The following is a 26,865-nucleotide window of genomic DNA, read 5'->3' as shown; positions in this document are numbered from 1 at the left end:
CACATGCTGCTGGAAGTCCGCGACCTGCACGTGGAATTCACGACGCGCGACGGAGTCGCGAAGGCGGTCAACGGCGTCGACTACGCGGTGGACGAGGGCGAGACCCTGGCCGTGCTCGGCGAGTCCGGGTCCGGCAAGTCCGTGACCGCCCAGGCGGTGATGGGGATCCTGGACGTTCCGCCGGGCCGTGTCGCCGGCGGGGAGATCCTGTTCAAGGGCCGCGACCTGCTGAAGATGAAGGAGGACGAGCGGCGCAGGATCCGCGGCGCCGAGATGGCGATGATCTTCCAGGACGCGCTGTCCTCCCTGAACCCGGTGCTGACCGTCGGCAAGCAGCTCGGCGAGATGTACGAGGTCCACCGGGGGATGTCCCGCAAGGACGCCCGGGCCAAGGCGGTCGAGCTGATGGACCGGGTCAGGATCCCGGCGGCGGGACAACGGGTGGGGGACTACCCGCACCAGTTCTCCGGCGGTATGCGCCAGCGCATCATGATCGCCATGGCGCTGGCCCTGGAGCCGGACCTGATCATCGCCGACGAGCCCACCACGGCTCTCGACGTGACCGTCCAGGCCCAGGTGATGGACCTGCTGGCCGAGCTCCAGCGGGAGCTCAACATGGGTCTGATCCTGATCACCCACGACCTCGGCGTGGTCGCCGACGTCGCGGACAAGATCGCGGTCATGTACGCGGGCCGGATCGTCGAGGCGGCGCCCGTCCACGAGATCTACCGGTCGCCGGCGCACCCGTACACCCGGGGTCTGCTGGACTCGATCCCGCGCCTGGACCAGAAGGGCCAGGAGCTGTACGCGATCAAGGGCCTGCCGCCCAACCTGCTCCGCATCCCGCGCGGCTGCGCCTTCAACCCGCGCTGCCCGATGGCCCAGGAGGTCTGCCGCAGTGACGTCCCGCCGCTGTACCCGGTGACGGAGTCGCCCGTGGCCAGGGCCAGCGCCTGCCACTTCTGGAAGGAGTGCCTCCATGGCTGAGTCCCTCCTCGAAGTGACGGACCTGGTCAAGCACTACCCGCTGACCCAGGGCATCCTGTTCAAGAAGCAGGTGGGTGCGGTCAAGGCGGTCGACGGGGTCTCCTTCGGACTGCGGGCCGGTGAGACCCTGGGCATCGTGGGAGAGTCCGGCTGCGGCAAGTCCACCGTCGCCAAGATGCTGGTCAACCTGGAACGGCCGACCGCGGGTTCGATCGCGTACAAGGGCGAGGACATCAGCCGGCTCTCGGGTCGCGCGCTGAAGGCCGTCCGCCGCAACATCCAGATGGTGTTCCAGGACCCGTACACCTCGCTGAACCCGCGCATGACGGTCGGCGACATCATCGGGGAGCCGTACGAGATCCACCCCGAGGTGGCCCCGAAGGGCGACCGGCGCCGCAAGGTCCAGGAGCTCCTGGACGTCGTGGGCCTGAACCCGGAGTACATCAACCGGTACCCGCACCAGTTCTCCGGCGGTCAGCGCCAGCGCATCGGCATCGCCCGCGGCCTGGCCCTCCGGCCCGAGGTGATCGTCGCCGACGAGCCGGTCTCCGCCCTGGACGTCTCCGTCCAGGCGCAGGTCGTCAACCTGCTGGAGAAGCTCCAGGACGAGTTCAACCTGTCCTATGTCTTCATCGCGCACGACCTCTCGATCGTCCGACACATCTCCGACCGGGTCGGCGTCATGTACCTCGGCCGGATCGTGGAGATCGGCTCCGACAGCCAGATCTACGAGCACCCGACCCACCCGTACACGCAGGCGCTGCTTTCGGCCGTGCCGGTGCCGGACCCGCAGGCCCGCGCCCACCGCGAGCGCATCATCCTCACCGGTGACGTCCCGTCGCCGGCCAACCCGCCGTCGGGCTGTCGCTTCCGCACCCGCTGCTGGAAGGCCCAGGACCGCTGCACGGTGGAGGTCCCGCTGCTCGCCGTTCCGGAGGTGTTCGCCTCCGGACCGGCGGCGCACCCTTCGGCGTGCCACTTCGCGGCGGAGAAGCGGGTGGTCCCGCGCCTGCCGCCGGACGAGCGCGACGCACCGGGGGGACAGGCCGCGGGCTGAGACGGTTTACCCACCGACCGACGATTTCCGGCCACCCCTCGCGTGCTGCCGCGGGAGCGGCCGCCTTTTCCCAAGGCGGTTTACCTGCGGGCAACTTGACCGTTTCTGCCCCGAGATCTGGGGCATGCAGCCTGGGTGTTGTGCGGCCGTGCGGGTGCCGACAGCCGGCCGGGGGGCGCAGTCGTTCCCCGGTCGGCCTCTCCGTGACCCCGGCCGTGCGCGGCATGCGCCCCTCGTGCTGCCGGATTTCGATCGATGCGCTGGCACGGATAGTTATGATCCGTAGCGCACGGTGGGTATGACTCTCGCCGAGCACGAATGCGCGTACCGATGTCCGCTCGACGTGGAGGTGAAACGCCGTGGCACTCTCGATCTCTGCCGTGGTGCTGCTGGCGATCATCGTTTTCCTGCTGGTCCGCCGGGCGGGCCTGAAGGCAGGGCACGCGGTGGTCTGTGTGCTGCTCGGTTTCTATCTGGCGAGTTCCACCATCGCCCCGACCCTCAGCCAGCTCACCTCGAACGTGGCGAGCATGATCAGCGGCATCAAGTTCTAGGGTCGGTCCCGGGCCCCGCCGGGCGGAGCGGGCGGGCCGGGGGCGGCGCGGGGAACCCCCTACGCTAGGGCCATGAACGGTCTTCCCGCCCGTCGTCTGCTCTTCGTGCACGCGCACCCCGACGACGAGTCGATCAACAACGGCGTCACCATGGCCAAGTACGCGGCCCAGGGCGCCCACGTCGCGTTGGTGACCTGCACCCTGGGCGAGGAGGGCGAGGTCATCCCGCCCGGCCTCGCCCACCTGGCGGCCGACCGCGACGACACCCTCGGCGCCCACCGGATCGGCGAGCTCGCCGCCGCCATGTCCGAACTGGGCGTCCATGACCACCGGTTCCTCGGCGGCCCCGGCCGCTACCGCGACTCCGGGATGATGGGCGCCCCGCAGAACCGCCGCCCCGAGTCCTTCTGGTCCGCCGACGTGGACGAGGCCGCCGGGTACCTCGTGGAGGTGATCCGCGAACTGCGCCCGCAGGTGCTCGTCACCTACGACCCGAACGGCGGCTACGGGCACCCGGACCACATCCAGGCCCACCGGGTCGCCATGCGCGCCGCCGAACTGGCCGCGGAGACCGCGTACCGGCGCGACCTCGGGGACCCCCACACCATCGGGAAGATCTACTGGAACCGGGTTCCGCTCTCGGTGGTCGAGGAGGGCTTCGCCCGGCTGGATGCCGCCGGGGCCGCGGTGTCCTTCCCGGGGCTGGCCTCGCCCGCGGACGTGCCGGGGGTCGTCGACGACGAGCGGATCACCGCCGAGATCGACGCCGACGAGGCCCTCGTGGCCGCCAAGACGGCCGCCATGCGCGCCCACGCCACGCAGATCGCCGTGGACGGGTCCTTCTTCGCGCTCTCCAACGACCTGGCACAGCCGCTGTTCGCGCGCGAGTACTACGAACTGGTCGAGGGCCGGCCGGGTACGGCGGCGGGCGAGCGCGAACACGACCTCTTCGCGGGGGTGGAGGCGTGACCGGCACCCTGACGGCGGGCCGGATCGCCGGGTGCCTGGGCCTGCTGGTCCTGGGCGTGCTGACCGGAGGGGCCGGCTGGCTCGTCGTGGACCTGTGGTTCCCCGGCGGGCTGCTGCTCGCGCTGCTGGCCCTCTTCGGGCTGTTCCTCGGCGGCCGGATCGCCCTGGGGGCGGGCCTCGGGGTGGGCGCGGCCGCGGCCGGCTGGTTCCTCACCTACGTGATGCTCACCGTCCCGCGCCCCGAAGGGGACTTCCTGCTCAGTTCGTCCGGAATCGGCATGTACGCCTACCTTTTGGGGGGAGCGGTGGTGGCTGTGATGTGTGCCACGGTCACCCTTTCGCCGGATCGGCGGATTTCGGCCGGATAGCCCGTCAAGTGACGTGGTGTCGGACCCCGTAGGGAGTCCGGCCGAGGCGGACGGTCGGGGCCTGCCGGGGCGTTTCAGGGGGGTTTGGCGGGCCCCGTGCGGAACCCCTGATTCACCGCGGACAGTTGCGGGCGGGCGGCGGCCAGTATGGTGGACGGGCCGCCGAGCTGCCCGCGCACGGTATGACGGGCGGCGGAGCCAACCGGGAGAACCTGCCTTGAGTCGTGAAACCGACAGTTCGTCCTCCGGGCCCAAGGGGCACGGTGGAGCCGCTTACCCCTCGGGTACACCGCCGTACGGAACCGGCCAGTACCCGTCGACGACTGTGCCACCCGGGTCTGGCGCGGCGACCGCCCCGGAGGAGAACGCTGTGACCTCGAATCCGTCCACGCCCGAATCCGACGGGCCCAAGACCGAGACGACCCTGACGACCCGGATCCGGATCAACATCCCCGGCTCGCGGCCCATCCCCCCGGTGGTCGTGCGCAAGTCGATGGGCACCAACTCCGGCACGTCCGGCGGCGGAACGCACCCCGCCCAGGAGCCGGAGCAGGGGCCCGAGCCGCAGGACAAGCCCCCGCTCGCACAGCGGCCGGGGCCCCGGCCGACCCGTGTCGAGGCAGCGCCGGACCCGGACCCGGCTCCGGCGCAGGCCGAGGAACCCGCCGCGAGCAACTGGTTCGCGCCGCGCAAGCCTCCCACCCCCACGCCCGCACCCGCGGCGCCCGCCGCCGCGCAGATGCCGCAGGCCGCCCCGCCGCCGCTCGCCAAGCGGGTGCCCGGCGCGACGCCGACCCCGCCGCCCGGCGGGACACCGGCCCCGCGGCCCGCGCGCGGAGCCGGCTTCCCGCCCGCGCCGCACGTACAGGCCCCGCCTGCGCCCGAGGCCGGGTACGCCCCGTCGGCGTCCGAGGCCGGGTACGCCCCGTCGGCGCCCGACGCCGGGTACGCGCCGCCGGCGCCCGACGCCGGATACGCGCCGCCGCGTACTCCGCCGCCGCCCGTCCCCGAGTACGGTTCCGGCTACGCCCCGCCGCAGGCGCCCGCCCCGGCGACCCCGATGTCCGGCGGCCCCGGCGGCGGAGCCGCCCAGGGCCTCCCGCCGTACGGGACCGGCCAGAGCGACGGCGGCCCGTCCACCGAGGCGTTCCCCGTTTACGACAGCCAGTCCGCCGGTCCCGTCGGCCCCACCACCGGCGGCCCCGGCTCCGGCCCCGCCGCCCCGTCTGCCGCGCAGGCCGCGGGCTGGCCCGGCCCCGACCTGGACGGCCCGCTGCCGCCCCCGGTGCCGGCGCCCGCGCCGGCCGCCCCGCGGCCCGCGCAGCCCGCGGAGGGGAAGGCCGCCGCGAAGCCCGCCAAGAAGGGCCGCTCCAAGCTGGTCCTGGTCGGCGGCGGCATCGTGGCGCTCATCGGCGTGGCCTACGGCGCCGGACTGCTCCTGAACCACTCCGACGTCCCCAAGGGCACCACCGTCCTCGGCGTCGACATCAGCGGCAGCCGCGACGACGCCGTCGCGAAGCTCCAGACCGCCTTCGGCACCCGTGCCGCGGCCCCCCTGCAGCTGAGCGTCGGAGGCAAGCCGGTCGAGCTGAAGCCCGACAAGGCCGGCCTGACCCTGGACGCCCAGACCACCGTCCGCAACGCGGCGGGCAGTGACTACAACCCCGTGACGGTCATCGGCTCGCTCCTCGGCAACGAGCGGGTCGCCGACGCCGTGATGCCCGTCGACGAGGAGAAGCTCCAGGTCGCGCTCCAGGAGCTCGCAGGTGCGGCTGGTTCCGTCACCGAGGGCACGATCACGTTCGACGGCGGCAAGGCCGTCGCCGTCCCCGGCAAGGCGGGCACCGCCCTGGACGTGGACGGATCCGTCGACCTCGTCACCAAGGCGTTCCGCGACCAGGTCGGCACCGGCAGGGCGGCCGTCGTGGAACTGCCGACGGTCACTCGGGAACCGGTCGTGGGCCAGGCCGAACTCGACCGAGCGATGAAGGAGTTCGCCGAGCCGGCGATGTCCGCCAACGCCACGGTCAAGGCGGGCACCAAGTCCATCGCGTTCGGCAAGCTGTCGCTGCCCAAGATCCTCAGCATGCAGCCCGTGGACGGCCGTCTCACGGAGCGGTTCGACCTGGAGGCCCTCAGGGCGACCTACGGCAACACCTTCGACGGCGTCCTGATCACCCGCGGCACCGGCGCCAGGACGGCGGTCACCCCGCAGGACGTCGCCGGCGCGCTCGGCAAGGCCCTGCGCGGCAAGACCACGGCGGAGCGGACCGTGGTCATCGACACCGACCCGAGCTGAACCACGGCAGCGGGGTGCCCCCGTCCGGACTTCCGGGCGGGGGCGCCGTCGGGTCCGCCGCACGGTGTCCGGGATCCGGCACGCACCCCCCCGTCCTGGGTCAGTTCAGCAGGGCGCGGGCCGAGACGGCCTCGGCGTGGATGCGGGCCGCAGCGCCGGTGTCCACCACCGACACCACCTCTGCGTACGCCTCCAGCTCCGCCGCGCCCTCCCGGAAGGAACCCCGCTCCACCAGCAGCCGCGCCCGCTCGTAGCGCAGCGACGCCGGGTGCGACGGCAGCAGCAGCGACAGCTCCAGCGCCCACAGGGCCACGCCCGACTGCTCCGGGCGGGTCGAGGCCCACGCCCGGATATTGGTCAGGATCCGCAGCACGATGTCCAGCGTCCTGGCCGGGGTACGGGGACCCGCCGCCAGCTCCGCCGGACCAGTGCCCAGGGAGGCGCCGGCCGCGAACGGGTCCACCACCACGTTCTCCTCCGGGTCGCCGAAGCCCACCACGAAGTGACCCGGCAGCCCCAGCCCGTACACCGGCGCGCCCGCCCGCCGGGCGACCTCCAGCCACACCACCGACAGCAGGATCGGCAGGCCGCGCCGGCGCCGCAGCACCTCGTGCAGCAGCGAGGACGCAAGCCGCTCGTAGTCCGCCGGGGTGCCGTGGAAACCGAGGCGTCCGCCCAGCAGTTCCGTCACCGCAGACGCCCACGCCTGCCCGCCGCGCAGGCCGTACGGCAGCATCCCGGCCAGCCGGTCCAGTTCGATCTGCGCCCAGTCCATGACGCGTTCGTCCAGTTCGGGATCCGCCTCCGCCGCCAGCAGCAGGCACATCAGCGCCAGATCGGGCCGCTCCGCCCGGGCCTCCGCCGCGAACTGCTCCCGCCGGGCCTGCGTGCTCACGGGGCCGCCCGGAAGTGGTGGTAGGTGTGGTGCGTCGCGAACCCCAGCCGGTCGTAGAGGGCCAGCGCCCCCGGATTGTCCGTCTCGACCTGCAGCCACGCCGCCGAGGCGCCCTCTTCCAGCGCGCGCCGGGCCAGGGCGGCCATCACCGCCGTTGCGAGTCCTTCCCGCCGGTGCCCCGGATCGACCGTCACCGCCGCGAAGCCGGCCCACCGGCCGTCCACCACGCACCGGCCGATCGCCCGCCCGCCGTACAACGAGGCGAACCAGACCGACGGCCCCTCCACCAGCACCCGCCGGGCCACGTCCGGGTCGGAGACCCTGCCGTAGCGCCCGAGCCACTCCCCGTCCGGGACACGGGTCAGGGCCACGGCCCCGCTCGCGGGCGCGTCCATGTCACCCACCGGGGCCAGCGCCCCGATCCGTACCTCCGCCGATGCCTCGGGCACCCAGTTCCGGCGCTCCAGCTCGGCGCAGAGCAGCTCCTGCGTGCCGGCGGCCCCGGTGGCGGCCTGCACATAGGCCGGAAGTCCTCGCGCCGCATACCAGGAGGTCACTCGCGCGAGTGCATCGTCCAGCGGTGTCCCCGGGTCGCCGAGCGGCAGCACGGAGTTGGCCCGCCGGGTGAACCCGGCGGCGGCCCGCAGGGTCCACCCGCCCAGCGACTCGCTCTCCAGCGGCTGCCAGGCCCGCGCCGAGACCCTCGTCAGCTCCTCGAAGGAGGCTGCCGGCCCCCGCCGCCGGGCCGGCGCCGCGGGTACGGTCTTGCCCGCCACCAGCGAGGATTCCGGGATGCGGACGGACTGTCCGTTCTTCTTTGTGATCAGCAGCACACCCTGATCCCAGGATGTGAGAACGCCGACCGTGTCCGTGAACTCGGGTGATCCGCTCAGTCCGGTCTCCACCCGTCGTACAGAGACACGTTTACCCACGTCAGCCGGGGTGATTCGGACCTCCAGCAGCCCTCCGGCAGTGATTTCCACAGCTCTGTCCGCCCCTCCTGTTCGGATCGTGCCCGGGAACGGAGATACTAGGGGCGGGCATCGACGACGCCGCGCTCCCGCGCGATATGGAAAGCCCTACCGAGGAGGAACGAGAGCGTGACCTACGTCATCGCGGAGCCTTGTGTCGACGTCAAGGACAAGGCATGCATCGAAGAGTGCCCCGTCGACTGCATCTACGAGGGCCAGCGGTCCCTGTACATCCACCCGGACGAATGCGTCGACTGTGGTGCGTGTGAGCCGGTCTGCCCGGTCGAGGCCATCTTCTACGAGGACGACACCCCGGAGGAGTGGAAGGACTACTACAAGGCGAACGTCGAGTTCTTCGACGAGCTCGGTTCGCCCGGTGGTGCCTCCAAGCTGGGCCTGATCGAGCGTGACCACCCCTTCGTCGCGGGGCTGCCCGCCGGCATCAACGGCGAGCACTGACCCTTCACGGCAGAAGCGCCCCGGTCCCGTACGGCCTTTCCCGCCGCACGGGACCGCGGTGTTTTTCCGACCCGCTACCAGCCAGTACCCGGAAGAGAGCAGAGACCACGTGGCCGCAGTATCCGACCGTCTTCCCGCCTTCCCCTGGGACAAGCTGGAGCCGTACAAGAAGACGGCGGCGGCCCACCCGGACGGCATCGTCGACCTGTCCGTCGGCACGCCCGTGGACCCGGTCCCGCAGCTGATCAGGCAGGCCCTGATCGACGCCGCCGACTCCCCGGGCTACCCGACCGTGTGGGGCACGGAGGCCCTGCGCGACGCCATCACGGGCTGGCTGCGCGGCCGGCTCGGCGCCGGCGCTGCCGGGCATCGCAACGTCCTGCCGGTCGTGGGTTCGAAGGAGCTGGTGGCCTGGCTGCCGACCCAGCTCGGGCTCGGCGCCGGTGACAAGGTCGCCTACCCGCGGCTCGCCTACCCGACGTACGAGGTCGGCGCCCGGCTGTGCGGCGCCGAGGCGGTGGTCTACGACGCCGAGACCTTTGCGAGTGACCCCGCGGGGGCCGGGCTCGACCCGGCCGGCGTGAAGCTGTTGTGGCTCAACTCCCCGTCCAACCCCACCGGCAGCGTCCTCGGCAAGGACGAGCTCGTACGAATCGTGGCCTGGGCGCGCGAGCACGGCATCCTGCTCTTCAGCGACGAGTGCTACCTGGAGCTGGGCTGGGAGGCCGAGCCCGTCTCCGTGCTCCACGACGACGTGTGCGGCGGCTCCTACGAGGGGATCGTCGCGGTCCACTCGCTCTCCAAGCGCTCCAACCTGGCGGGCTACCGGGCGGCCTTCATCGCCGGTGACGCGGACGTGCTCGGCGAGCTGCTGGAGATCCGCAAGCACGGCGGCATGATGACCCCCGCCCCGGTGCAGGCGGCCACGGTGGCGGCGCTCGGCGACGACCTGCACGTGGCGGAGCAGCGCGAGCGCTACGCGGCCCGTAGGGCGGCGCTCCGCACGGCCCTGGAGGCGCACGGCTTCCGCGTCGAGCACAGCGAGGCGAGCCTCTACCTGTGGGTGACCCGCGACGAGCCCTGCTGGGACACCGTCGCCCACCTCGCCGACCTGGGCATCCTGGTCGCTCCGGGGGACTTCTACGGCGAGGCCGGCGCACGCTTCGTACGGGTGGCGTTCACCGCCACCGACGAGCGCGTGGAGGCGGCCGTCAAGCGCCTCGGCTGACCGTTCCGTGACAGCCCGAGGGGGCCGGGAGTGCGAAACTCCCGGCCCCCTCGGTGTTCCCCGGGCGTCAGCCCTGCAGCGCGCCGCCGGGCAGTCCCGCCGGCAGGACACCGCCCACGGGCAGCGCGGAGACCGGCAGCTCCTGTGCGGTGGGCAGTCCGCCGAGCAGGCCGCCCGCCTGGCCGGCCAGGTCGGAGGCGGGGGCCGGCAGGGCCGTGGTGGCGGCACCCGCGTCGCCGAGGGCGTCCGGGGCGGTGAGTGCGCCCAGCTGCGGCACGGACTCCAGACCGGCGGCGCTGGCCGCGCCGGCCGCACCGACCACGGGCGCTGCCCCGGCTGCGACGAGCAGCGCGGCACGGGCGATCCGACGGGTCAGGGGGAGGGACATGATGCTCCTAAGCGGTAGCGGCTGAGTACGGCCTGACTAACCGCTCACGGGGCGGGTGGAGTTGCGGCGCCGCCGGGTAAAGAATCGGCAACGCATCGTTTAATCGGCTTCCGCGACAAGAGCATTGGATGCGCACCCACCAGGGAATCCGTCCCGTCGCGGGGGCTGCAGGGGGGTCGGTGACCACCCCCGCGGGGGTGATCACCCGTACACGCGGCCGGGTGCTCCCGGCTGCCCCGGCCGACCCCGTTCGACCCGGCCGTCGGGGCCGGGCGGCCGTGCCGATCAGCGGGCCATGAAGATCCGCACCTCGCCGCGGGCCGCACCGTAGGGGGCACCGTCGCCGTTCTTGGCGTCGGCCTCTCCCTGGTCCTGCCAGCGGCCCCGGTCCTTGCCCGCGACCCAGCCGCGCAGGTCGTAGGACACCCTGGCGATGCCCATCTCACGGGAGTTGGCCACCGCCCAGTGGGCCATCGCCCGGCTGCGGCGCGTCGCGGCCTCGCCCGCCTCCTGCTTCTCCACCATCGTGATCTCGGGCTCCGGGACGGCCCGGCCACCGCCGCCGTTGCGGCCGGCCTGGCCGGCCTGGCCGCCCTGCGGGCCGAAGGTGTGCATCCCGTCCTTGCCGAAGATCCGCACCAGGCCCTCCCGCACCTTCTCCGGGTCACCGGGCTGCGTGGGCGCCGGACCGCCGCAGTCCAGGCTGCCGCCGCCGGCGAACGCGGCGGTCAGCACGGTCGCGTCCGGCTCGTGCTTGGCGTAGGCCTGCGGGTAGCCGCTGCGCTGCACCTTCTGCGCGGCCACCGTCAGCGGTAGCCGCGAGTACCCCGGCACGTCGACGAGGTGGTCGTAGAAGATCCCCGCCGAGTAGACCGGGTCGGTGATCTGCTCCGGCGTACCCCATCCCATCGAAGGCCGCTGCTGGAACAGGCCCAGCGAGTCCCGGTCGCCGTGGTCGAGATTGCGCAGGGCGGACTCCTGCATGGCGGTCGCCAGAGCGATCGTGACCGCCCGGTCGGGCAGCCCCTTGGCGATGCCGACGGAGGCTATCGTCGCCGCGTTCGCCGCCTGCTCGGGAGACATCTCGTACTTTTCGGACTGGCCGTCACGGTCGGACGCGTCCGCACTGGCGACGCAGAAGGGCGCGCCACCGCCGACCGAGGCGCGCTGCACGGCGAAGTACCCGATCACCGACAGGAGAACGAGCAGGCCGACGACCACACGCGGCAGCCTGCGGCGGCGGGAGCGGGGAACACGGAACTCGGACACGCGGCCCACCGTACTTGAGGCATATGGCGCGTCCACCGGCCGGACGAGGGACGCTTCGCCACACCCCGGGGCGTTAGGGTCAGTTCCATGTCCGAATCCGAGCTGGACCTCACCCTCGACGCCGCCGAGCTGACCGCCCGGCTCGTCGACATCCCGTCCGTGAGCGGCGACGAGAAGGTACTCGCCGACCTCGTGGCACACGCGTTGCGCGGCCTGCCCCACCTCACCGTGGACCGCTTCGGCAACAACGTCGTCGCCCGTACGCACCTCGGCCGGGCCGAGCGCGTCGTACTGGCCGGCCACCTCGACACGGTGCCGATCGCCGACAACGTCCCGTCGCGCCTCGACGAGAACGGCGTCCTGTGGGGCTGCGGCACCACCGACATGAAGTCCGGCGTCGCCGTGCAGCTGCGCATCGCCGCGACCGTGCCCGAGCCCAACCGGGACCTCACCTTCGTCTTCTACGACCAGGAGGAGGTCGCCGCCGACCTCAACGGCCTCGGCAAGGTCGCCGAGGCCCACCCCGACTGGCTCACGGGCGACTTCGCGGTCCTGCTGGAGCCCTCGAACGCCGAGGTCGAGGGCGGCTGCCAGGGCACCCTGCGGGTGCTGCTGCGCACCTCCGGCGAGCGCGCCCACTCCGCCCGCAGCTGGATGGGCTCCAACGCCATCCACGCCGCCGGCCCGATCCTCGCCCGGCTCGCCGCGTATGAGGCCCGCAGGCCCGTCATCGACGGCCTGGAGTACCACGAGGGGCTCAACGCGGTCCGCATCGAGGGTGGCGTCGCCAACAACGTCATCCCCGACGCCTGCACCGTGACGGTCAACTTCCGCTTCGCCCCGGACCGCAGCATGGACGACGCGATCGCCCACGTCCGGGAGGTCTTCGCGGACTGCGGCGTCGAAGAGTTCGTGATCGACGACTTCTCCGGCGGGGCCCTCCCCGGCCTCTCCCACCCGGCCGCGGCCGCGTTCATGGAGGCGGTCGGAGGCCGGGCGATGCCGAAGTTCGGCTGGACGGACGTATCCCGCTTCAGCGCTCTGGGCGTTCCCGCGGTGAACTACGGCCCGGGCGACGCCCTGCTGGCCCACAAGGTGGACGAGCGGGTGGAGACGAAGGCGATCCTGCACTGCGAGGAACGACTCCGCGCCTGGCTGACCTCCTGAATTCCGCTTCCCGTCACCTTTGTGCGCCTACCCTGATCCAACGATCAGCAGGAGGGAGCACATCATGGGCAACCCCGAAGGCAACGCTCGTCGTCGGCCCGAGGAGCAGCAGCTCGGGCCGGTGCTGAGGCGGCGCGGCCAGGTGCAGGCGGGCAGTACGACGGACCAGCGGCTGCTGGACACCGCCGGGCCCTCCGAGTGGGTGCACACCGATCCCTGGCGGGTCCTGCGCATCCAGTCGGAGTTCATCGAGGGCTTCGGCACGCTGGCCGAGCTGCCCCCCGCGATCAGCGTGTTCGGCTCTGCCCGCACCCCGGAGGGCTCGCCCGAGTACGAGGCGGGGGTGCGGATCGGCGGTGCGCTCGTCGACGCCGGGTTCGCGGTGATCACCGGCGGTGGTCCGGGAGCGATGGAGGCGGCCAACAAGGGCGCCCGCGAGGCGAACGGGATCTCGGTCGGCCTCGGCATCGAGCTCCCCTTCGAGCAGGGGCTCAACCAGCACGTCGACCTGGGGCTGAACTTCCGGTACTTCTTCGTCCGCAAGACGATGTTCGTGAAGTACAGCCAGGGCTTCGTCGTGCTGCCCGGCGGTCTCGGCACGCTGGACGAGCTGTTCGAGGCGCTGACCCTGGTCCAGACCCAGAAGATCACCCGCTTCCCCATCGTGCTGTTCGGCACGGAGTACTGGAGCGGCCTCGTCGACTGGCTGCGGGGCACGGTGATCGCCCAGGGCAAGGCCTCGGAGAAGGACCTCTACCTCTTCCACGTCACCGACGACGTGGACGAGGCGATCGCCCTGGTGACGAAGGAAGTCGGGAAGTAGGCCGCTTTCGCGCCCGGTCCCGCGCCCGGCCCCGCGGTCGGCCCGCGGGACCGGGCGCGCCGGTCTCCGCGCGCCGGGCCTCAGGCCAGGCCGCGGCGGGCGACCGCCGGGGGCCGGTGGCCCTGGATGGAGCGGACCATGTCCAGGATCTGACGGGTCTCCGCGACTTCGTGGACGCGGTAGACCTGGGCGCCCAGCCAGGCCGAGACGGCGGTGGTGGCCAGGGTGCCGAGCAGCCGTTCCTTGACCGGCTTGTCGAGGGTCTCGCCGACGAAGTCCTTGTTCGACAGGGAGACCAGGACCGGCCAGCCCGTCGCCGTCATCTCCTCCAGCCGCCGGGTCGCCTCCAACGAGTGGCGGGTGTTCTTCCCGAAGTCGTGACCCGGGTCGATCATGATGGCGTCCCGGCGGACACCGAGGGCCGCGGCGCGTTCGGCGAGGCCGACCGTGACCCGCAGGATGTCCTCCATCACGTCCTCGTACGCGATCCGGTGCGGCCGGGTCCGCGGCTCGACCCCGCCGGCGTGCGTGCAGACCAGGCCGACGCCGTGGCGCGCCGCGACCTCGGCCAGCCGGGGGTCCACCCCGCCCCAGGCGTCGTTCAGCACGTCCGCCCCGGCCTCGCACACGGCCTCGCCGACCTCGTGCCGCCAGGTGTCCACACTGATCACCACGTCCGGGTGGCGGCGCCGGACCTCGGCCACGAAACCGACCGTGCGCCGCGCCTCCTCGGCCGCGTCCACGTGCTCGCCCGGTCCTGCCTTGACCCCGCCGATGTCGATGATCGCGGCGCCCTCGGCCACGGCCTGCTCGACCCGGTCCAGGGCGGGCTCGTCGCGGAAGGTGGCGCCCTGGTCGTAGAAGGAGTCCGGAGTCCGGTTCACGATGGCCATGATCACCGGCTCGTGGGTGTCGAACTCGCGCCTGCCCAGTCGCAGCATGCTGGTCTTTCCTCCTTCGGCGGCCCTCGCGCCTCGCCAGCGACCTTAACCTGGTGGCCGGAGTCTCTCAGGGGAGTTGATCGTGTTCTTCTTCTTGATGATCGCGCTGGTCGTGGTCGTGGCAGCGGTCACCCTCGCCGTGATCGGCGGCGGCTCGGAGGCCGTCCTGCCGGAAGCGGAGCCGGACCGGGTGGCGGACGGGCTGCCCGAGAGTCGCCCGGTGGTGCGGGGGGACATCGACGCGCTGCGGCTGCCGGTGGCGCCGCGCGGCTACCGGATGGCCGAGGTGGACGACGTACTGGAGAGGCTGGCCGCGGAGCTCGCCGAGCGGGACGCGCGGATCGCCCAGCTGACGGCCGCCGCGGACGTGGGCAGCCGGGTCGACCTGAACAAGGCGGGTGAGCGGTGAGCGGGCCGGTGGCGGGCGCGGACGGGCTGCTGCGCTGTCCGTGGGCGCTGTCCACGGGTTCCACCGGCGAGTACGTCGCGTACCACGACTCGGAATGGGGCCGCCCGGTCCACGGCGACGACGCCCTCTACGAGCGGCTGTGCCTGGAGGCCTTCCAGTCGGGGCTGTCCTGGCTGACGATCCTGCGCCGCCGCGAGGGCTTCCGGAAGGCCTTCGGCGACTTCTCCATCGCGGCGGTCGCGGAGTTCGGGGCGGCGGACGCGGAGCGGCTGATGGCCGACGAGGGGATCATCCGCAACCGGGCCAAGATCGAGGCGACCCTGGCCAACGCCAAGCTCCTCGCCGGCTGGGAGCCCGGCGAGCTGGACGCACTGATCTGGTCCCACGCCCCGGGCGAGCCGGGCCCGGCCCCGCGCACGGTCACCGAGGTCCCGGCGATCACCCCGGAGTCGACCGCCCTCGCCAAGGCCCTCAAGAAGGCCGGCATCCGCTTCGTGGGCCCGACCACCGCCTACGCCCTGATGCAGGCGTGCGGACTGGTCAACGACCACCTTGCCGCCTGCGCCCTGCGCGACCCGGCCTGACCGGGCCGCGCGGGGCCCGCGGCTCAGCGCCCCAGGTACTTCGGAGGCTGCTTCGACAGGAAGGCCTGGACGGCGATGGAGTGGTCCTCGGAGGCTCCGGCGCGGGTCTGCAGGACGTCCTCGTGGACCAGGGACTCCGCCAGCGGGTGGGAGGCCCCGTACGCGAGGGACTCCTTCAGCGCGGCGTAGGCGACCGTCGGGCCCGAGGCCAGTGCGCGGGCGACGGCCTCGGCCTCGGCGTGCAGGGAGTCCGAGGGCACCAGGCGGTTGACGATGCCGAGCTCGTACGCCTCCTGCGCCTTGACCGAACGGGGGAAGAGCAGCAGGTCCGAGGCGCGCGAGGCGCCGATCAGACGGGGCAGGGTCCACGAGACCCCGGAGTCGGCGGTCAGGGCCACACCGGCGAACGAGGTGTTGAAGGAGGCGGTGTCGGCCACCACCCGGAAGTCGGCCGCCAGCGCGAATCCGAATCCGGCGCCGGCCGCGACCCCGTTGACGCCCGCCACCACCGGCTTCGGCATCTCGGTGAGCGCCCGCACGATCGGGTTGTAGTGCTCCTTGACCGTGTTCATGGTCAGCGAGGAGCCGCTCTCGCGGTCCGCGGCGAGGTTGCCGATGTGCTCCTTGAGGTCCTGGCCCACGCAGAAGGCCCGGTTCCCGGCGGCGGTCAGCAGGACCGCCCGGACCGCGGTGTCCGCGGCCGCCGCCAGAGCAGCGTCGCGCAGGGCGACCTTGGCCTCGGTGTTCATCGCGTTCATCGCGTCGGGACGGTTGATCGTGATGGTCGCGAGTCCGTCGGTCACTTCGTAGAGCACACTGTCGGCCATGGCAGGGGGTCCCCCTTCGTCGCGGGCTTGGCTACCGGTCGGTACCGGCCGGTCCAAGGGTCAGCATGGCGGACCGGAGGGGGAGCGCACATGTGATGTGTGTCAAAGAAAGCCGCGGCCGTTCCCCAGGTGCGGCGGCGAAGTATCGCAGGCGGATCCCCGAAATGAGTGGTTTTGGCCGAGCGCGTTGCCCAAGCGTTCCCGGGTGATGTTGGTCATCGGGTCCTGACATGCGGGATAATGGCCGGGAAGCAATGTGTTCGATGCCGGGTACTAGGCGCCTGAATGGGGCCGTCGGCTGACGATGAGCTGGTTTCAGGAAGGGGAACGAGCATGGCGGCCATGAAGCCGCGGACGGGCGACGGCCCGCTCGAGGTCACCAAGGAGGGGCGGGGCATCGTCATGCGCGTACCGCTCGAGGGCGGCGGTCGGCTTGTCGTCGAGCTGACCCCCGACGAGGCGGACGCCCTGGGTGACGCCCTGAAGAAGGTCGTCGGCTGACCCGCTGACAGCACTTCCACCTTCTGCTTTCGCATTCTCTGCGCTGCCCCGGCCGCGATCCGCGACCGGGGCAGTGTTGTGCCGTGTCCGAGGACCCCTGTCCCCGGCGACCCAGCGGAGCCGCACGTGCCCTTCTCCCCGCCCGCGCCCCCGGCCTTCGCCGACTGCACTCCGCGCCAGAAGGCCGCCCGCCTCCTGTCCGACGTGCTGGCCCCGGCGAACCTGGTCGTCGCCCTCCTGCTGCTCGTCGGGTGGCACAGCACGGGGTCGTGGACGGGGCTCGGCTGGGGGCTGCTCGCCGCCCTCTTCTGCGGGGTCGTCCCGATCGGCATCATCGCCGTCGGGGTCAGGCGCGGGTCGCTGACCGACCAGCACATCCGGGTGAGGCGCCAGCGGGTGGTGCCGATGGCGCTGAGCCTGGTCTCCGTCCTCGCCGGCGTCACCCTGCTGCGCGTACTCGGCGCCCCGGCCGCGGTCTTCGCGCTCGTCGTCGCGATGCTCGTGGGGCTGGTCTCGTCCCTGCTGGTCACGGTGGGCTGGCAGATATCCCTCCACATGTCGGTGGCCGGCGGCACCGTGATGATCCTGCTGCTCGTCTTCGGCCCGGCCGTCCTCCCCGCGGTCGCGGTCGCAGCCGCCGTCGGCTGGTCCCGCCTGGAGCTGCGGGCCCACACCCCGGCCCAGCTGCTCGCCGGCACCGCCCTGGGCGGTACGGCGGCCCTCACCTTCGCACTCCTGGGCTGACCCGGCCCGGTCGCGTACGGCGGTCAGCGGCGCACGGCGCACAGCAGGCCGTCGCCCACCGGGAGCAGCGCAGCCTCCAGCGCTGGGCTCTCCCGGACGCTGCGCAGCAGCTCACGGACGCGGAGCACCTCCACCGGCTGGGCCGCGGAGTCGACGGTACGGCCGTCGGAGAAAACCCCCTCGAAGCACACCAGCCCCCCGGGGCGCAGCAGGCGCAACGATTCAGCGAGGTAGTCGAGGGACTCGGCCGGGTCCCCGTCGCAGAAGACGAGGTCGTAGCCGCCGTCGGCGAGGCGGGGCAGGACGTCGAGGGCGCGGCCGGGGATGAAGCGGGCGCGGTTGCCCGCGAAACCGGCGGCGCGGAAGGCCTGGCGGGCGAACGCCTGCCGGTCGGCTTCGGGATCCACCGTGGTCAGCACCCCGTCGGGCCGCATGCCGTGCAGCAGGTGGATGCCGGAGACGCCGGTGCCCGTGCCGATCTCGGCGACCGCCTTGGCGTCCGCGGTGGCGGCCAGCAGGCGCAGCGCGGCGCCGGTCCCGGGGGAGACGGAGCGCAGGCCCGCTTCCCTGGACCGGTCGCGGGCCCATCGCAGAGCGTCGTCCTCGGCGACAAACGCGTCGGCGAACGCCCAGCTCGTCTGCCGGTTGCCGGTAATGACCCTCTCCTGTCCCCATAGTTGGCGCAACGGTGACTGTATCCGTTGACGTCGGGAACCCGCAGATGGGACCGGGCGTTGTGAGGGGTGGAGGCGGGACGAGAAGGACGGCGCCGGGCAGATCGGCGGCGGGTACCGCCCCGCGGCCTAAGGCTTGCGTAAAGATACTGCAAAAACCCTTATCCGGAGCTGACAGAGGGGGTGGCTATGGTAGGGACTCCACTGGACACCACCAGAGCCGACAGGGGAGGTGCGGCTGCGCCTGTGGATCGTGGAGGCGTGTTCAGACGCCTCTTCTGGTCGGCGGGTGAGCCGAAATCCGTGACCTACACTGCTGACCGCTTCCACACCACAGACACCGCAACCACCGCGACCTTTGCCGCAGATGCGGGATCGCAGGCGTGGACCCCTCCCTCGTGGGAGGAGATCGTCAGCACGCACAGCGCGCGGGTCTACCGCCTCGCCTACCGTCTGACGGGCAACCAGCACGACGCCGAGGACCTCACCCAGGAAGTCTTCGTCCGCGTCTTCCGCTCGTTGTCCACCTACACCCCCGGCACGTTCGAGGGCTGGCTGCACCGCATCACCACCAACCTGTTCCTGGACATGGTCCGCCGCAAGCAGCGGATCCGCTTCGACGCGCTCGCCGACGACGCCGCCGAGCGGCTGCCGAGCCGTGAGCCGTCCCCCCAGCAGGTCCTCCACGACACCCACTTCGACGCGGACGTCCAACAGGCGCTGGACACCCTCGCCCCCGAGTTCCGCGCGGCCGTGGTGCTGTGCGACATCGAGGGCCTGTCCTACGAGGAGATCGCCGCGACGCTCGGCGTGAAGCTCGGCACCGTGCGCAGCCGCATCCACCGGGGCCGCTCGCACCTGCGCAAGGCGCTCAAGCACCGGTCTCCGTCGGCCCGGGCCGAACAGCGGGCACTGGCCGGAGTCGCGACGGGCGCGCCGGGCGCCGGGAGAGAGGGCGGAGCCGAGTGACCGGAGCCAGTCCCTCCCCCGCCGAACAGCACCTGGGCGACCGGCTCGCCGCCCTGGTGGACGGGGAGCTCAAGCACGACGCCCGTGAGCGGGTCCTGGCCCACCTGGCGACCTGCGCCCGGTGCAAGGCCGAGGCCGACGCCCAGCGCCGTCTGAAGACCATGTTCGTGGAAAGCGCCCCGCCGCCGCTGTCGGCGGGCCTGCTCGCGCGCCTGCAGGGGCTGCCGGGAGGCGGTCTCGACGCCCCGGCCGGCCCCGTGGCCCCGCCGGGACCGGGAGCCGACCGGCCCGACCCCTTCGAGGCCTTCGCCTACGGACTGCCCGCAGCCGCGGGCGCCCGGCCGCGGCAGGAGGGCTTCCCCGTCCACGAGGTGGGCCGCCCGCGTCGCAGGTTCGCCTTCGTCGCCGCCGGCGCGGTGTCGCTGGCCGCGCTCGCGCTGGGCGGCACGCTGCCGCAGGAGGTCACGGAACCGAACGTCCGGGGTGATGCTCCGGCGCCCGCCTCCCGGCCCGGCCCCGCCCTGCCCGTGACCGATGCGGCGGTCCGCGACCGGCTGCCCACCCCCGCGGCCGTACCGAGCCTCCTGACGGCCGTCGGGAGCCCTCTGCCGCCGCCCCCGCCCTCCCCACCGGCTTCGGCCCGGCCGGTGTCCCTGCTGCGCTGACCCGGGACCTGGTTGAATCGGCCGGACATGCGCACAGGTACGCGGGGAGCGCCGATGGCCGACAGGCAGCAGACCGACCCGGCTCCACAGTGGTGGAGCCGGCCCGAGGGCACGGCGGACAGCCGTCGTGACGGGCTTCCGGCCCCGCGCCCCGAGACGGGCGACGCCAAGGGGGACGGCGGTGTTGCGGCGGACGGCGCGGCCGGGCCGGCGGCCCCCGCCGAAGAGCCGCCGGCCGTCGAGGCCCGCTACGACCCCTGGGGTGCGCAGCCCCTCCAGGTCGTGGACCGGGGCCATGACCGGCGAGGCCTGCGCCTGTGGCAGGCGGCCGCCCTCGCCGCCGCCGCGGCGCTGCTCGCCGGCGGTATCGGGGGCTACGTCGGCGTGCTCGCCGAGCGGCGGAGCAGCACCCGGCTGGAACTGCCTCAGGCGGCCGTCGCGGACACGGGCCGGGCGCCCGACAGCGTGGCCGGGATCGCGGCCGCCGCGCTGCCCGGCGTGGTCACGCTGCACGTGAGGGGCGCCAAGAGCAGCGGCACGGGCACCGGCTTCGTGCTCGACCCGCAGGGGCACATCCTGACCAACAACCACGTGGTCGCCGACGCCAGGGAGATAGCGGTCACCTTCAGTACCGGCGAGAGCGTCACCGCCGAGCTGGTCGGTCGCGACTCCGGCTACGACCTGGCCGTGGTCAAGGTCAGCGGGGTGCGCGGACTGCGGCCGCTCAGCCTGGGCAACTCCGAGAACGTGCGGGTCGGCGACCCGGTCGTCGCCATCGGCGCGCCCTTCGACCTCTCCAACACGGTCACCGCGGGCATCATCAGCGCCACGGGCAGGCCCGTGACCGCGGGTGGCGACAAGGGGGACGGCAGCGACATCAGCTACGTCGACGCGCTCCAGACCGACGCCCCCATCAACCCCGGGAACTCCGGCGGCCCCCTGCTGGACGCCAGGGCGCACGTCGTCGGCATCAACAGCGCGATCCGTGGCGCCGACAAGAACGACCCGGACCGGCAGGGCGGTTCCATCGGCCTGGGCTTCGCCATTCCCATCAACCAGGGCAAGCGCGTCGCCGAGGAGCTCATCGCCACCGGTCACGCCACGCACCCGGTCATCGGGGTGACCCTCGACATGGACTACACCGGCGACGGAGCCCGGGTGGGAGCCGAGGGCGAGGACGGCAAGCCGTCCGTGACCCCCGGCGGGCCGGGTGCCCGCGCCGGCATCAGGCCCGGTGACGTGATCACCAAGGTGGACGGACAGCGGGTCCGTGGCGGCGACGAGCTGATCATCAAGATCCGGGCCCACCGCCCTGGCGACCCGCTCACGCTCACCGTGCTGCGGGACGGCCGGGAACGCACGCTGGGCGTCGTCCTCGGGTCGGCGAACGGCTCATGATCATGGGGTGGCCGGGTGGTGAAACCCTCACGGGTCCGGACCGCGTGTACGGGCCCGCGGGCAAGGCCGGGTACCGTGTGTTCGGGCCCGAAGTGACAGAGAGCCGAGGAGCGGCAAGGTGTTCAACGACATAGGCGCACTCGAACTCGTCACGATCGTGGTTCTGGCCGTTCTCGTCTTCGGCCCGGAGAAGCTGCCCAAGGTGATCCAGGACGTCACGAGCTTCATCCGCAAGGTCCGTGCGTTCTCCGACAGCGCCAAGAACGACATCCGTTCCGAACTCGGACCGGACTTCAAGGACTTCGAGTTCGAGGACCTGAATCCGAAGACCTTCATCCGCAAGCAGCTCTCGGAGAACGAGGACCTCAAGGAGATCCGCAGCAGCTTCGATCTCCGCAAGGAGCTGAACGAGGTCTCGGACGCCGTCAAGAACCCGGAGCCCGACCCCGCCCCGGCCTCCCCGCCCGCCCAGGACGCTGAGGCCGCCGCGGCCACCCCGTCCGCCGCCGGTCCGGACCTGCTGAAGAAGCCCGCGGCCCCGGCCGCCGAACAGCGCGTGCGCTTCGACGCCGACGCCACCTGACGCAGCCTGCCCGGCGATCCGGGGTCCGATGGCTATCCTCCATCTGTCCGGATCGCGGGACGCCCGAGGGAGGGGGTCCCCCCAGCGCAGCGAGGGGGAGGGCCGTTCCGGACCCCATGGAACGAGAGGCCGCCCAGATGGAGACGACGAGCAGCAGCATGGCAGGGGCGCACACCGCCGAGGCACCCGCCGCCGCGGACGCCGTGCAGGAACCCCATACCAGCCCGCACGGGAGTCCGCATACCGGCGCCCCGGCCGGGGAGCAGCAGCCGCAGGCCGCCGCACCCGTACCGGCGGCCCGCCGGACGGCCGAGGGCTTCCTGGCAGCCGACTTCCCCTGGTACGGGCTGGACGGAGCCTTCACCGGCCGCCGCTGGCTGATGCAGGTCGGCACCGCGGCCGACGGAACGGTGGAGCACGGCTCCACCGGCCACGGCGACGAGCCCTCCGCCCGGGGCGAGATCGCGACCGGCGAGAAGGAGCGCTTCGCGGTGGTCATCACCGTGGCGAGCAGCCCGCTGCGCCGAAGTGGCGACGGCACCGGCGTCCTGGAGGCCACCTCGGTCTCCTCGGCCGCCTGGCTGGCCGGCTCGGGGCTGCTGGCCTACAGCTGGCCCGGGCAGATGGACCACGCCCTGCGCAACGACTGGCTCGACCAGCAGACCGAGGCCGCCTGGGAGCTCGCCGACGACCTCGACGGCGAGGACTGGTCCACGCTGTCGCTGCCCGTGGACGGGGAGCCGACGACCTTCCACTACCGCGAGTCCGAGTTCGGCTGGGTGCTGGCCGGCTCCACCGGCAGCGGTGTCCACCTGGGCGCCTACGGCCGCGGCATGAGCGCCTACGGCCTCGGCTTCGCGGCCATCTCGGACCTCGGCACGTACGAGTAGCCGGCAAGCGGCCCGACACCGGCACCGGTACGCGAGAGGGGGCACCGCCGACCGGGACGCTGTTGGTTAACCAACAGCGTCCCGACCGGCGGTGCCCCCCTCTCGCGTACCCCGGAGGGCCTAGAACTTGTTGCGCGGGGTGATGCCCAGGGACATGCCCGACAGGCCCCGGGCCCGGCCGCCCAGCTTGCCCGCGATCGACCGCAGGGCCGCGCCGGCCGGCGAGTCCGGGTCGGACAGGACGACGGGCTTGCCCTCGTCGCCGCCCTCGCGCAGCCGGACGTCGATCGGGATCTGGCCCAGCACCGGCACCGTCGCGCCGACCGTCTTCGTCAGCCCGTCGGCGACCTTCTGCCCACCGCCCGAGCCGAAGACGTCCACCATCTCGTCGCAGTGCGGGCACGGCAGGCCCGACATGTTCTCCACCACGCCGACGATCTTCTGGTGGGTCTGCACGGCGATCGAGCCGGCCCGCTCGGCCACCTCGGCCGCGGCCTGCTGCGGGGTGGTGACGACCAGGATCTCCGCGTTCGGCACGAGCTGTGCCACGGAGATGGCGATGTCGCCCGTACCCGGCGGCAGGTCCAGCAGCAGCACGTCCAGGTCGCCCCAGAAGACGTCGGCCAGGAACTGCTGGAGGGCCCGGTGCAGCATCGGCCCGCGCCACACGACCGGCGCGTTGCCCGGCGTGAACATGCCGATGGAGATGACCTTCACACCGTTCGCCGACGGAGGCATGATCATGTTCTCGACCTGGGTGGGGCGGCCGTCCACGCCCAGCATGCGCGGCACGCTGTGGCCGTAGATGTCCGCGTCGACCACGCCGACCTTCAGGCCGTCCGCAGCCATCGCCGCGGCCAGGTTGACCGTGACCGAGGACTTGCCGACACCGCCCTTGCCGGAGGCGACCGCGTACACGCGGGTCAGCGAGCCCGGCTTGGCGAAGGGCACCTCGCGCTCGGCGGTACCGCCGCGCAGCGTGGCCGCCAACTCCTTGCGCTGCTCGTCGCTCATCACGTCCAGCGACACCGACACGGAGGTGACACCGGCGACCTTCTCGACCGCCTCGGTCACGTTCCTGGTGATCGTCTCGCGCATGGGACAGCCCGACACGGTCAGGTAGACCGTGACGGCGACGGCGCCGCCGTCACCGATCTCCACCGATTTGACCATGCCGAGCTCGGTGATCGGCCGGTGGATCTCGGGGTCGTTCACCGTCGCCAGAGCGTCCAGGATCGCGTCCTGCTCAGGCACGGCGGCGGAGCTTGTGTCGGTAGCCATGCCCTGATGGTACGGCTCGGTAGCACGCCTCAGGAAAGCCGTTCAGCGGTCGCCTTCATCACGTTCCGCCGGGAATAGGCGCCGCTCGTCCATCTCCTTGATCAGGTCCTGGAACTCCGACCTGATCCAGTCACGGGTGGCGACCTCGCCGAGGCCCATGCGCAGGGCCGCGATCTCCCGGGTCAGGTACTCCGTGTCGGCGATGGACCGCTCGTTCTGCTTGCGGTCCTGCTCGTGGGTGACCCGGTCGCGGTCGTCCTGCCGGTTCTGCGCGAGCAGGATCAGCGGAGCGGCGTAGGAGGCCTGCAGCGACAGCATCAGCGTCAGGAAGATGAAGGGGTACTTGTCGAAGCGCAGCTCGTCCGGCGCGAAGACGTTCCACAGCACCCAGACGATGATGACCAGGGTCATCCAGACGATGAACCGGCCCGTGCCCAGGAAGCGCGCCACCCGCTCGGAGAGCCGCCCGAAGGCCTCCGGGTCGTATTCGGGCAGCAGCGACCGGCGCGGCGCGCGCGGCAGGTCCAGGCGGACCCGAGGACGCGTCAGCGCGCTCGCCCCGGCGGGCGCGGACTTCGCCGCGGACGCGGCGGAACGGTCCGCCGTGTCCGCCAACGGACCGTGCTCACGTGCCGCATGCGGCCGCGCCTGTTCGCGCCGCTCCCGGATCTGCTCCCGGCGCCGCTCGCGTCCCTGCTCGCCGCGCCCCCGCTCAGTGGCCACGCAGCGCCTCCTCGGAGTGGAATTCCGTCTCGCGCCAGTCGTCCGGCAGGAGGTGGTCCAGTACGTCGTCCACCGTCACCGCGCCCAGCAGCGATCCGCTCTCGTCGACGACGGGCACCGCGACCATGTTGTAGGCGGCCAGGTGCGTGGTCACCGACGGCAGGGAGGCGTCCGGCCGCAGCGGCGGCAGGTCCGTGTCCACGATCGAGCTGACCAGCGTGAAGGGAGGGTCCCGCAGCAGCCGCTGGAAGTGCACCATGCCCAGGTACTTGCCCGTCGGTGTCTCGTCCGGCGGGCGGCACACGTACACCTGAGCCGCCAGCGCCGGTGACAGGTCGGCTTGCCGTACCCGGGCCAGCGCGTCCGCGACCGTCGCGTCCGGGCGCAGCACGATCGGCTCGGTGGTCATCAGACCGCCCGCGGTGTTCTCCTCGTAGGACAGCAGGCGGCGCACGTCGGCCGCGTCGTCCGGCCGCATCAGCGTCAGCAGCCGCTCCTTGTCGTCCTCGGGCAGCTCCGAGAGCAGGTCGGCGGCATCGTCCGGGTCCATGGCCTCCAGGACGTCGGCGGCGCGCTCCTCCTTGAGCTTGCCGAGGATCTCCACCTGCTCGTCCTCGGGCAGCTCCTCCAGCACGTCCGCCAGCCGGTCGTCGTCGAGGGCGTTGGCCACCTCGGCCCGCCGTTTCGGCGTCAGGTGGTGCAGGACGTTCGCCACGTCGGCCGGCCGCATCTGCTCGAAGGTGGCCACCAGGTTCTCGGCGCCCTGGCCGTGCTCCTCCAGCGAGAAGCCCGTCACCGCGGACCACTCCACCGTCAGGGCCTCGCCGCGCCGGCGCAGCGCACCGGACTTGCCCTTGCGTACGAAGATCCGGTCGATCTCCCAGTCCCGGCGGGCCGGCAGCTGCTGGATGGCCACGTCCAGGACGGTGACCTCCTCGCCGCTGGCGACCAGGGTCACCCGTCGGTCCAGCAGTTCGCCCAGGACCAGCCGCTCGGTCGGGCGCTGCTCGAAGCGGCGCATGTTGACGACGCCGGTGGTGATGACCTGCCCGGACTCGACCCCCGTGACGCGGGTCATCGGCAGGAAGATCCGGCGCCGGCTGACCACCTCGACGACCAGGCCCAGCAGGCGCGGCGGGCGGCCGCCGACCCGCAGCATCGCGACGAGGTCGCGGACCCGGCCGACCTGGTCGCCGTTGGGGTCGAAGACGGGCACACCCGACAGATGCGAGACGAAGATCCGCGGGGCGCCTGCAACCATCCGAGCGCCTCCTAGAGCGTCGATCCACCGTCGTGCCGCCCCTCAGGCTAGCCCGTGCCGCGGGCAAGCGTCCTGGTGGGGAGGTCCGCCCGGGGCCCCGCGGACCCCGGGGAGCGGTCGCGGGCCGCGGCACACGGACGGGTACGCTGCCTGCTGCCCGCAGACGAACGACGAGAGGCATCTGCCCGTGACCGCCTACTTCCCCGCCGCGCGGCTGCGCCGGGCCGCCTTCATCGGTGTGCTGTGCGCGGGTCTCGCCGTGACCGGTACGGGTTGCGGGGAGGACCCGGACGAGGGCACGAACGGAGTTGGCAAGCTCTCCGCCGACAAGATCGAGGCGAAGGCGAAGGCGGCCGCCGGCGAAGCCGAATCGGTACACCTGTCCGGCACGCTGGTCAGCGGCGGCAAGGCCTTCAGCCTCGACATGCGGCTGAAGGCCGATGGCGGCTCGGGCGAGGTGAAGTCCAAGGACGACACCTTCCAGCTGCTGCGCGTGGGGGAGCAGCTCTACCTGAAGGCCAGCGCGGCGTTCTGGGGCCAGACCGACTCGGCGGGCAAGCTCGGCGACAAGTACGTCAAGGTGCCCGAAGGCGACCCCTCCTACAAGCAGTTCCGCGGCTTCACCGACATGGACGTCCTGCTGGACGGGCTGCTGGGTCTGGAGGGCGAGCTGGCCAAGGGTTCCTACATCAAGGTCGGGCCCACCCGCGCGGTCCAGGTCACGGCGGACGAGGGCAAGGGCGGCAAGCTCTCGGTGTCCTTGGAGGGGCCCCCGTACCCACTGCTGATGGAGCGGGCCGGCGGCGCCGGCCGGGTGGAACTCGCCGAGTGGGGCAAGCCGTTCCAGCTGGACCCGCCGGCGCAGGAGCAGACGGTCGACTACGGCAGCCAGCTGCCGACGACCAAGGGGGAGGGCGGCGATGGGGCCCCGGCTCCCGCCAAGGGCTCGGGCCAGGGCGCGAACCCCGCGACACCCTAGGG

General features: G+C 72.5%; 30 protein-coding genes. 20 read left to right on the top strand and 10 right to left on the bottom strand.

Annotation, left to right across the window (positions count from 1 at the left end):
- Window positions 1-3: 3 nt before the first annotated feature.
- From AW27_RS11285 to AW27_RS11260, 6 genes are all read left to right on the top strand, one after another.
- The gene (locus AW27_RS11285; RefSeq protein ID WP_037919506.1) at window positions 4-987 is read left to right on the top strand and encodes an ABC transporter ATP-binding protein; all 984 of its coding nucleotides are present in this window, start codon (window positions 4-6) and stop codon (window positions 985-987) included.
- Complete coding sequence (locus tag AW27_RS11280) at window positions 980-2,044, top strand: ABC transporter ATP-binding protein (protein WP_037919507.1); 1,065 nt, start codon at window positions 980-982, stop codon at window positions 2,042-2,044. The genes AW27_RS11285 and AW27_RS11280 overlap by 8 nt, the downstream gene beginning before the upstream one ends.
- Window positions 2,045-2,403: 359 nt before the next feature.
- Window positions 2,404-2,598 carry a hypothetical protein gene (locus AW27_RS11275; protein WP_030036986.1) on the top strand — a complete coding sequence of 65 codons (195 nt, stop codon included), beginning with the start codon at window positions 2,404-2,406 and terminating at the stop codon, window positions 2,596-2,598.
- Window positions 2,599-2,670: 72 nt separating this feature from the next.
- The gene (gene mshB / locus AW27_RS11270; protein ID WP_037919508.1) at window positions 2,671-3,567 is read left to right on the top strand and encodes an N-acetyl-1-D-myo-inositol-2-amino-2-deoxy-alpha-D-glucopyranoside deacetylase; all 897 of its coding nucleotides are present in this window, start codon (window positions 2,671-2,673) and stop codon (window positions 3,565-3,567) included.
- Complete coding sequence (locus tag AW27_RS11265) at window positions 3,564-3,935, top strand: DUF6113 family protein (RefSeq protein WP_037919509.1); 372 nt, start codon at window positions 3,564-3,566, stop codon at window positions 3,933-3,935. Before mshB ends, AW27_RS11265 begins: the two co-directional genes overlap by 4 nt.
- A gap of 217 nt (window positions 3,936-4,152) precedes the next feature.
- A complete protein-coding gene (locus AW27_RS11260; RefSeq protein ID WP_304949862.1) occupies window positions 4,153-6,234 on the top strand; it encodes a peptidoglycan binding domain-containing protein in 2,082 nt (693 codons plus the stop codon).
- 100 nt (window positions 6,235-6,334) lie between these two features.
- Here AW27_RS11260 and AW27_RS11255 read toward each other — a convergent pair whose 3' ends face one another.
- Together AW27_RS11255 and AW27_RS11250 are read right to left on the bottom strand one after the other, a co-directional pair.
- Window positions 6,335-7,060 (bottom strand): transglutaminase family protein, encoded by a 726-nt coding sequence (locus AW27_RS11255; RefSeq protein WP_078556213.1) that lies wholly within the window; start codon window positions 7,058-7,060, stop codon window positions 6,335-6,337.
- A 65-nt stretch (window positions 7,061-7,125) separates the two neighbouring features.
- On the bottom strand, window positions 7,126-8,112 hold the full coding sequence (locus tag AW27_RS11250; protein WP_037919512.1) for a GNAT family N-acetyltransferase: 987 nt from the start codon (window positions 8,110-8,112) through the stop codon (window positions 7,126-7,128).
- 117 nt (window positions 8,113-8,229) lie between these two features.
- Here AW27_RS11250 and fdxA point away from each other — a divergent pair, with 117 nt between their 5' ends.
- Complete coding sequence (gene fdxA / locus AW27_RS11245) at window positions 8,230-8,559, top strand: ferredoxin (protein WP_030027294.1); 330 nt, start codon at window positions 8,230-8,232, stop codon at window positions 8,557-8,559.
- 109 nt (window positions 8,560-8,668) lie between these two features.
- A complete protein-coding gene (gene dapC / locus AW27_RS11240; protein ID WP_037919513.1) occupies window positions 8,669-9,787 on the top strand; it encodes a succinyldiaminopimelate transaminase in 1,119 nt (372 codons plus the stop codon).
- Between the two features lie 67 nt (window positions 9,788-9,854).
- On the opposite strand, the gene AW27_RS34395 is transcribed toward dapC, so the two are convergent.
- Together AW27_RS34395 and AW27_RS11230 are read right to left on the bottom strand one after the other, a co-directional pair.
- On the bottom strand, window positions 9,855-10,175 hold the full coding sequence (locus tag AW27_RS34395; protein WP_037919514.1) for a hypothetical protein: 321 nt from the start codon (window positions 10,173-10,175) through the stop codon (window positions 9,855-9,857).
- A gap of 285 nt (window positions 10,176-10,460) precedes the next feature.
- On the bottom strand, window positions 10,461-11,444 hold the full coding sequence (locus tag AW27_RS11230; RefSeq protein WP_370466472.1) for a hypothetical protein: 984 nt from the start codon (window positions 11,442-11,444) through the stop codon (window positions 10,461-10,463).
- A gap of 87 nt (window positions 11,445-11,531) precedes the next feature.
- Here AW27_RS11230 and dapE point away from each other — a divergent pair, with 87 nt between their 5' ends.
- Together dapE and AW27_RS11220 are read left to right on the top strand one after the other, a co-directional pair.
- Complete coding sequence (gene dapE, locus AW27_RS11225) at window positions 11,532-12,611, top strand: succinyl-diaminopimelate desuccinylase (RefSeq protein ID WP_037919516.1); 1,080 nt, start codon at window positions 11,532-11,534, stop codon at window positions 12,609-12,611.
- Window positions 12,612-12,675: 64 nt separating this feature from the next.
- Window positions 12,676-13,434 (top strand): LOG family protein, encoded by a 759-nt coding sequence (locus tag AW27_RS11220; RefSeq protein WP_037919517.1) that lies wholly within the window; start codon window positions 12,676-12,678, stop codon window positions 13,432-13,434.
- 80 nt (window positions 13,435-13,514) lie between these two features.
- Here the strand turns inward: AW27_RS11220 and folP are convergent, their stop codons facing one another.
- Window positions 13,515-14,375, bottom strand: a complete 861-nt coding sequence (gene folP, locus AW27_RS11215) for a dihydropteroate synthase (RefSeq protein ID WP_037919519.1) — start codon at window positions 14,373-14,375, stop codon at window positions 13,515-13,517.
- A 76-nt stretch (window positions 14,376-14,451) separates the two neighbouring features.
- On the opposite strand from folP, the gene AW27_RS11210 reads away from it, so the two are divergent.
- Both AW27_RS11210 and AW27_RS11205 read left to right on the top strand, forming a co-directional pair.
- Window positions 14,452-14,784 carry a DivIVA domain-containing protein gene (locus tag AW27_RS11210; RefSeq protein WP_037919520.1) on the top strand — a complete coding sequence of 111 codons (333 nt, stop codon included), beginning with the start codon at window positions 14,452-14,454 and terminating at the stop codon, window positions 14,782-14,784.
- Window positions 14,781-15,368 carry a DNA-3-methyladenine glycosylase I gene (locus tag AW27_RS11205; RefSeq protein WP_037919522.1) on the top strand — a complete coding sequence of 196 codons (588 nt, stop codon included), beginning with the start codon at window positions 14,781-14,783 and terminating at the stop codon, window positions 15,366-15,368. The genes AW27_RS11210 and AW27_RS11205 overlap by 4 nt, the downstream gene beginning before the upstream one ends.
- A 23-nt stretch (window positions 15,369-15,391) precedes the next feature.
- Here the strand turns inward: AW27_RS11205 and chcB are convergent, their stop codons facing one another.
- The gene (gene chcB, locus AW27_RS11200) at window positions 15,392-16,195 is read right to left on the bottom strand and encodes a 2-cyclohexenylcarbonyl CoA isomerase (protein WP_037919523.1); all 804 of its coding nucleotides are present in this window, start codon (window positions 16,193-16,195) and stop codon (window positions 15,392-15,394) included.
- A gap of 333 nt (window positions 16,196-16,528) precedes the next feature.
- Between chcB and AW27_RS11195 the strand changes: the two genes are divergently transcribed.
- Window positions 16,529-16,696 carry a DUF3117 domain-containing protein gene (locus AW27_RS11195; RefSeq protein ID WP_003966491.1) on the top strand — a complete coding sequence of 56 codons (168 nt, stop codon included), beginning with the start codon at window positions 16,529-16,531 and terminating at the stop codon, window positions 16,694-16,696.
- Between the two features lie 126 nt (window positions 16,697-16,822).
- Entirely contained in the window at window positions 16,823-17,440 is a 618-nt protein-coding gene (locus AW27_RS11190; protein WP_037919525.1) for a hypothetical protein, read from the top strand.
- 23 nt (window positions 17,441-17,463) lie between these two features.
- Here the strand turns inward: AW27_RS11190 and AW27_RS11185 are convergent, their stop codons facing one another.
- Entirely contained in the window at window positions 17,464-18,126 is a 663-nt protein-coding gene (locus tag AW27_RS11185) for an O-methyltransferase (RefSeq protein WP_037919526.1), read from the bottom strand.
- Window positions 18,127-18,303: 177 nt separating this feature from the next.
- Here AW27_RS11185 and sigE point away from each other — a divergent pair, with 177 nt between their 5' ends.
- From sigE to AW27_RS11160, 5 genes are all read left to right on the top strand, one after another.
- Window positions 18,304-19,083: an RNA polymerase sigma factor SigE gene (sigE, locus tag AW27_RS11180; protein ID WP_078556158.1), complete on the top strand. Its 780-nt coding sequence runs from the start codon at window positions 18,304-18,306 to the stop codon at window positions 19,081-19,083.
- Complete coding sequence (locus AW27_RS11175) at window positions 19,080-19,748, top strand: zf-HC2 domain-containing protein (RefSeq protein ID WP_037919530.1); 669 nt, start codon at window positions 19,080-19,082, stop codon at window positions 19,746-19,748. Before sigE ends, AW27_RS11175 begins: the two co-directional genes overlap by 4 nt.
- 54 nt (window positions 19,749-19,802) lie before the next feature.
- Window positions 19,803-21,146 carry a S1C family serine protease gene (locus tag AW27_RS11170; RefSeq protein WP_037919531.1) on the top strand — a complete coding sequence of 448 codons (1,344 nt, stop codon included), beginning with the start codon at window positions 19,803-19,805 and terminating at the stop codon, window positions 21,144-21,146.
- A 118-nt stretch (window positions 21,147-21,264) separates the two neighbouring features.
- Window positions 21,265-21,729 carry a sec-independent translocase gene (locus AW27_RS11165; protein ID WP_037919532.1) on the top strand — a complete coding sequence of 155 codons (465 nt, stop codon included), beginning with the start codon at window positions 21,265-21,267 and terminating at the stop codon, window positions 21,727-21,729.
- Window positions 21,730-21,866: 137 nt separating this feature from the next.
- Window positions 21,867-22,619, top strand: a complete 753-nt coding sequence (locus tag AW27_RS11160; protein ID WP_037919999.1) for a hypothetical protein — start codon at window positions 21,867-21,869, stop codon at window positions 22,617-22,619.
- A gap of 120 nt (window positions 22,620-22,739) precedes the next feature.
- Here AW27_RS11160 and AW27_RS11155 read toward each other — a convergent pair whose 3' ends face one another.
- From AW27_RS11155 to AW27_RS11145, 3 genes are all read right to left on the bottom strand, one after another.
- On the bottom strand, window positions 22,740-23,900 hold the full coding sequence (locus AW27_RS11155) for an Mrp/NBP35 family ATP-binding protein (RefSeq protein ID WP_052030305.1): 1,161 nt from the start codon (window positions 23,898-23,900) through the stop codon (window positions 22,740-22,742).
- A 42-nt stretch (window positions 23,901-23,942) separates the two neighbouring features.
- Complete coding sequence (locus tag AW27_RS11150; RefSeq protein ID WP_037920003.1) at window positions 23,943-24,515, bottom strand: DUF1003 domain-containing protein; 573 nt, start codon at window positions 24,513-24,515, stop codon at window positions 23,943-23,945.
- Between the two features lie 97 nt (window positions 24,516-24,612).
- Window positions 24,613-25,884: a magnesium transporter MgtE N-terminal domain-containing protein gene (locus tag AW27_RS11145; RefSeq protein WP_037919533.1), complete on the bottom strand. Its 1,272-nt coding sequence runs from the start codon at window positions 25,882-25,884 to the stop codon at window positions 24,613-24,615.
- Window positions 25,885-26,071: 187 nt separating this feature from the next.
- On the opposite strand from AW27_RS11145, the gene AW27_RS11140 reads away from it, so the two are divergent.
- Window positions 26,072-26,863 carry a hypothetical protein gene (locus AW27_RS11140; protein WP_236647570.1) on the top strand — a complete coding sequence of 264 codons (792 nt, stop codon included), beginning with the start codon at window positions 26,072-26,074 and terminating at the stop codon, window positions 26,861-26,863.
- Window positions 26,864-26,865: the final 2 nt, after the last annotated feature.

The organism is Streptomyces sp. PCS3-D2 (genome assembly GCF_000612545.2).
GTDB lineage: Bacteria > Actinomycetota > Actinomycetes > Streptomycetales > Streptomycetaceae > Streptomyces.
The sequence above is the reverse complement of the archived record's forward strand: the minus strand, read 5'-3'. Positions and strand labels throughout refer to the sequence as shown.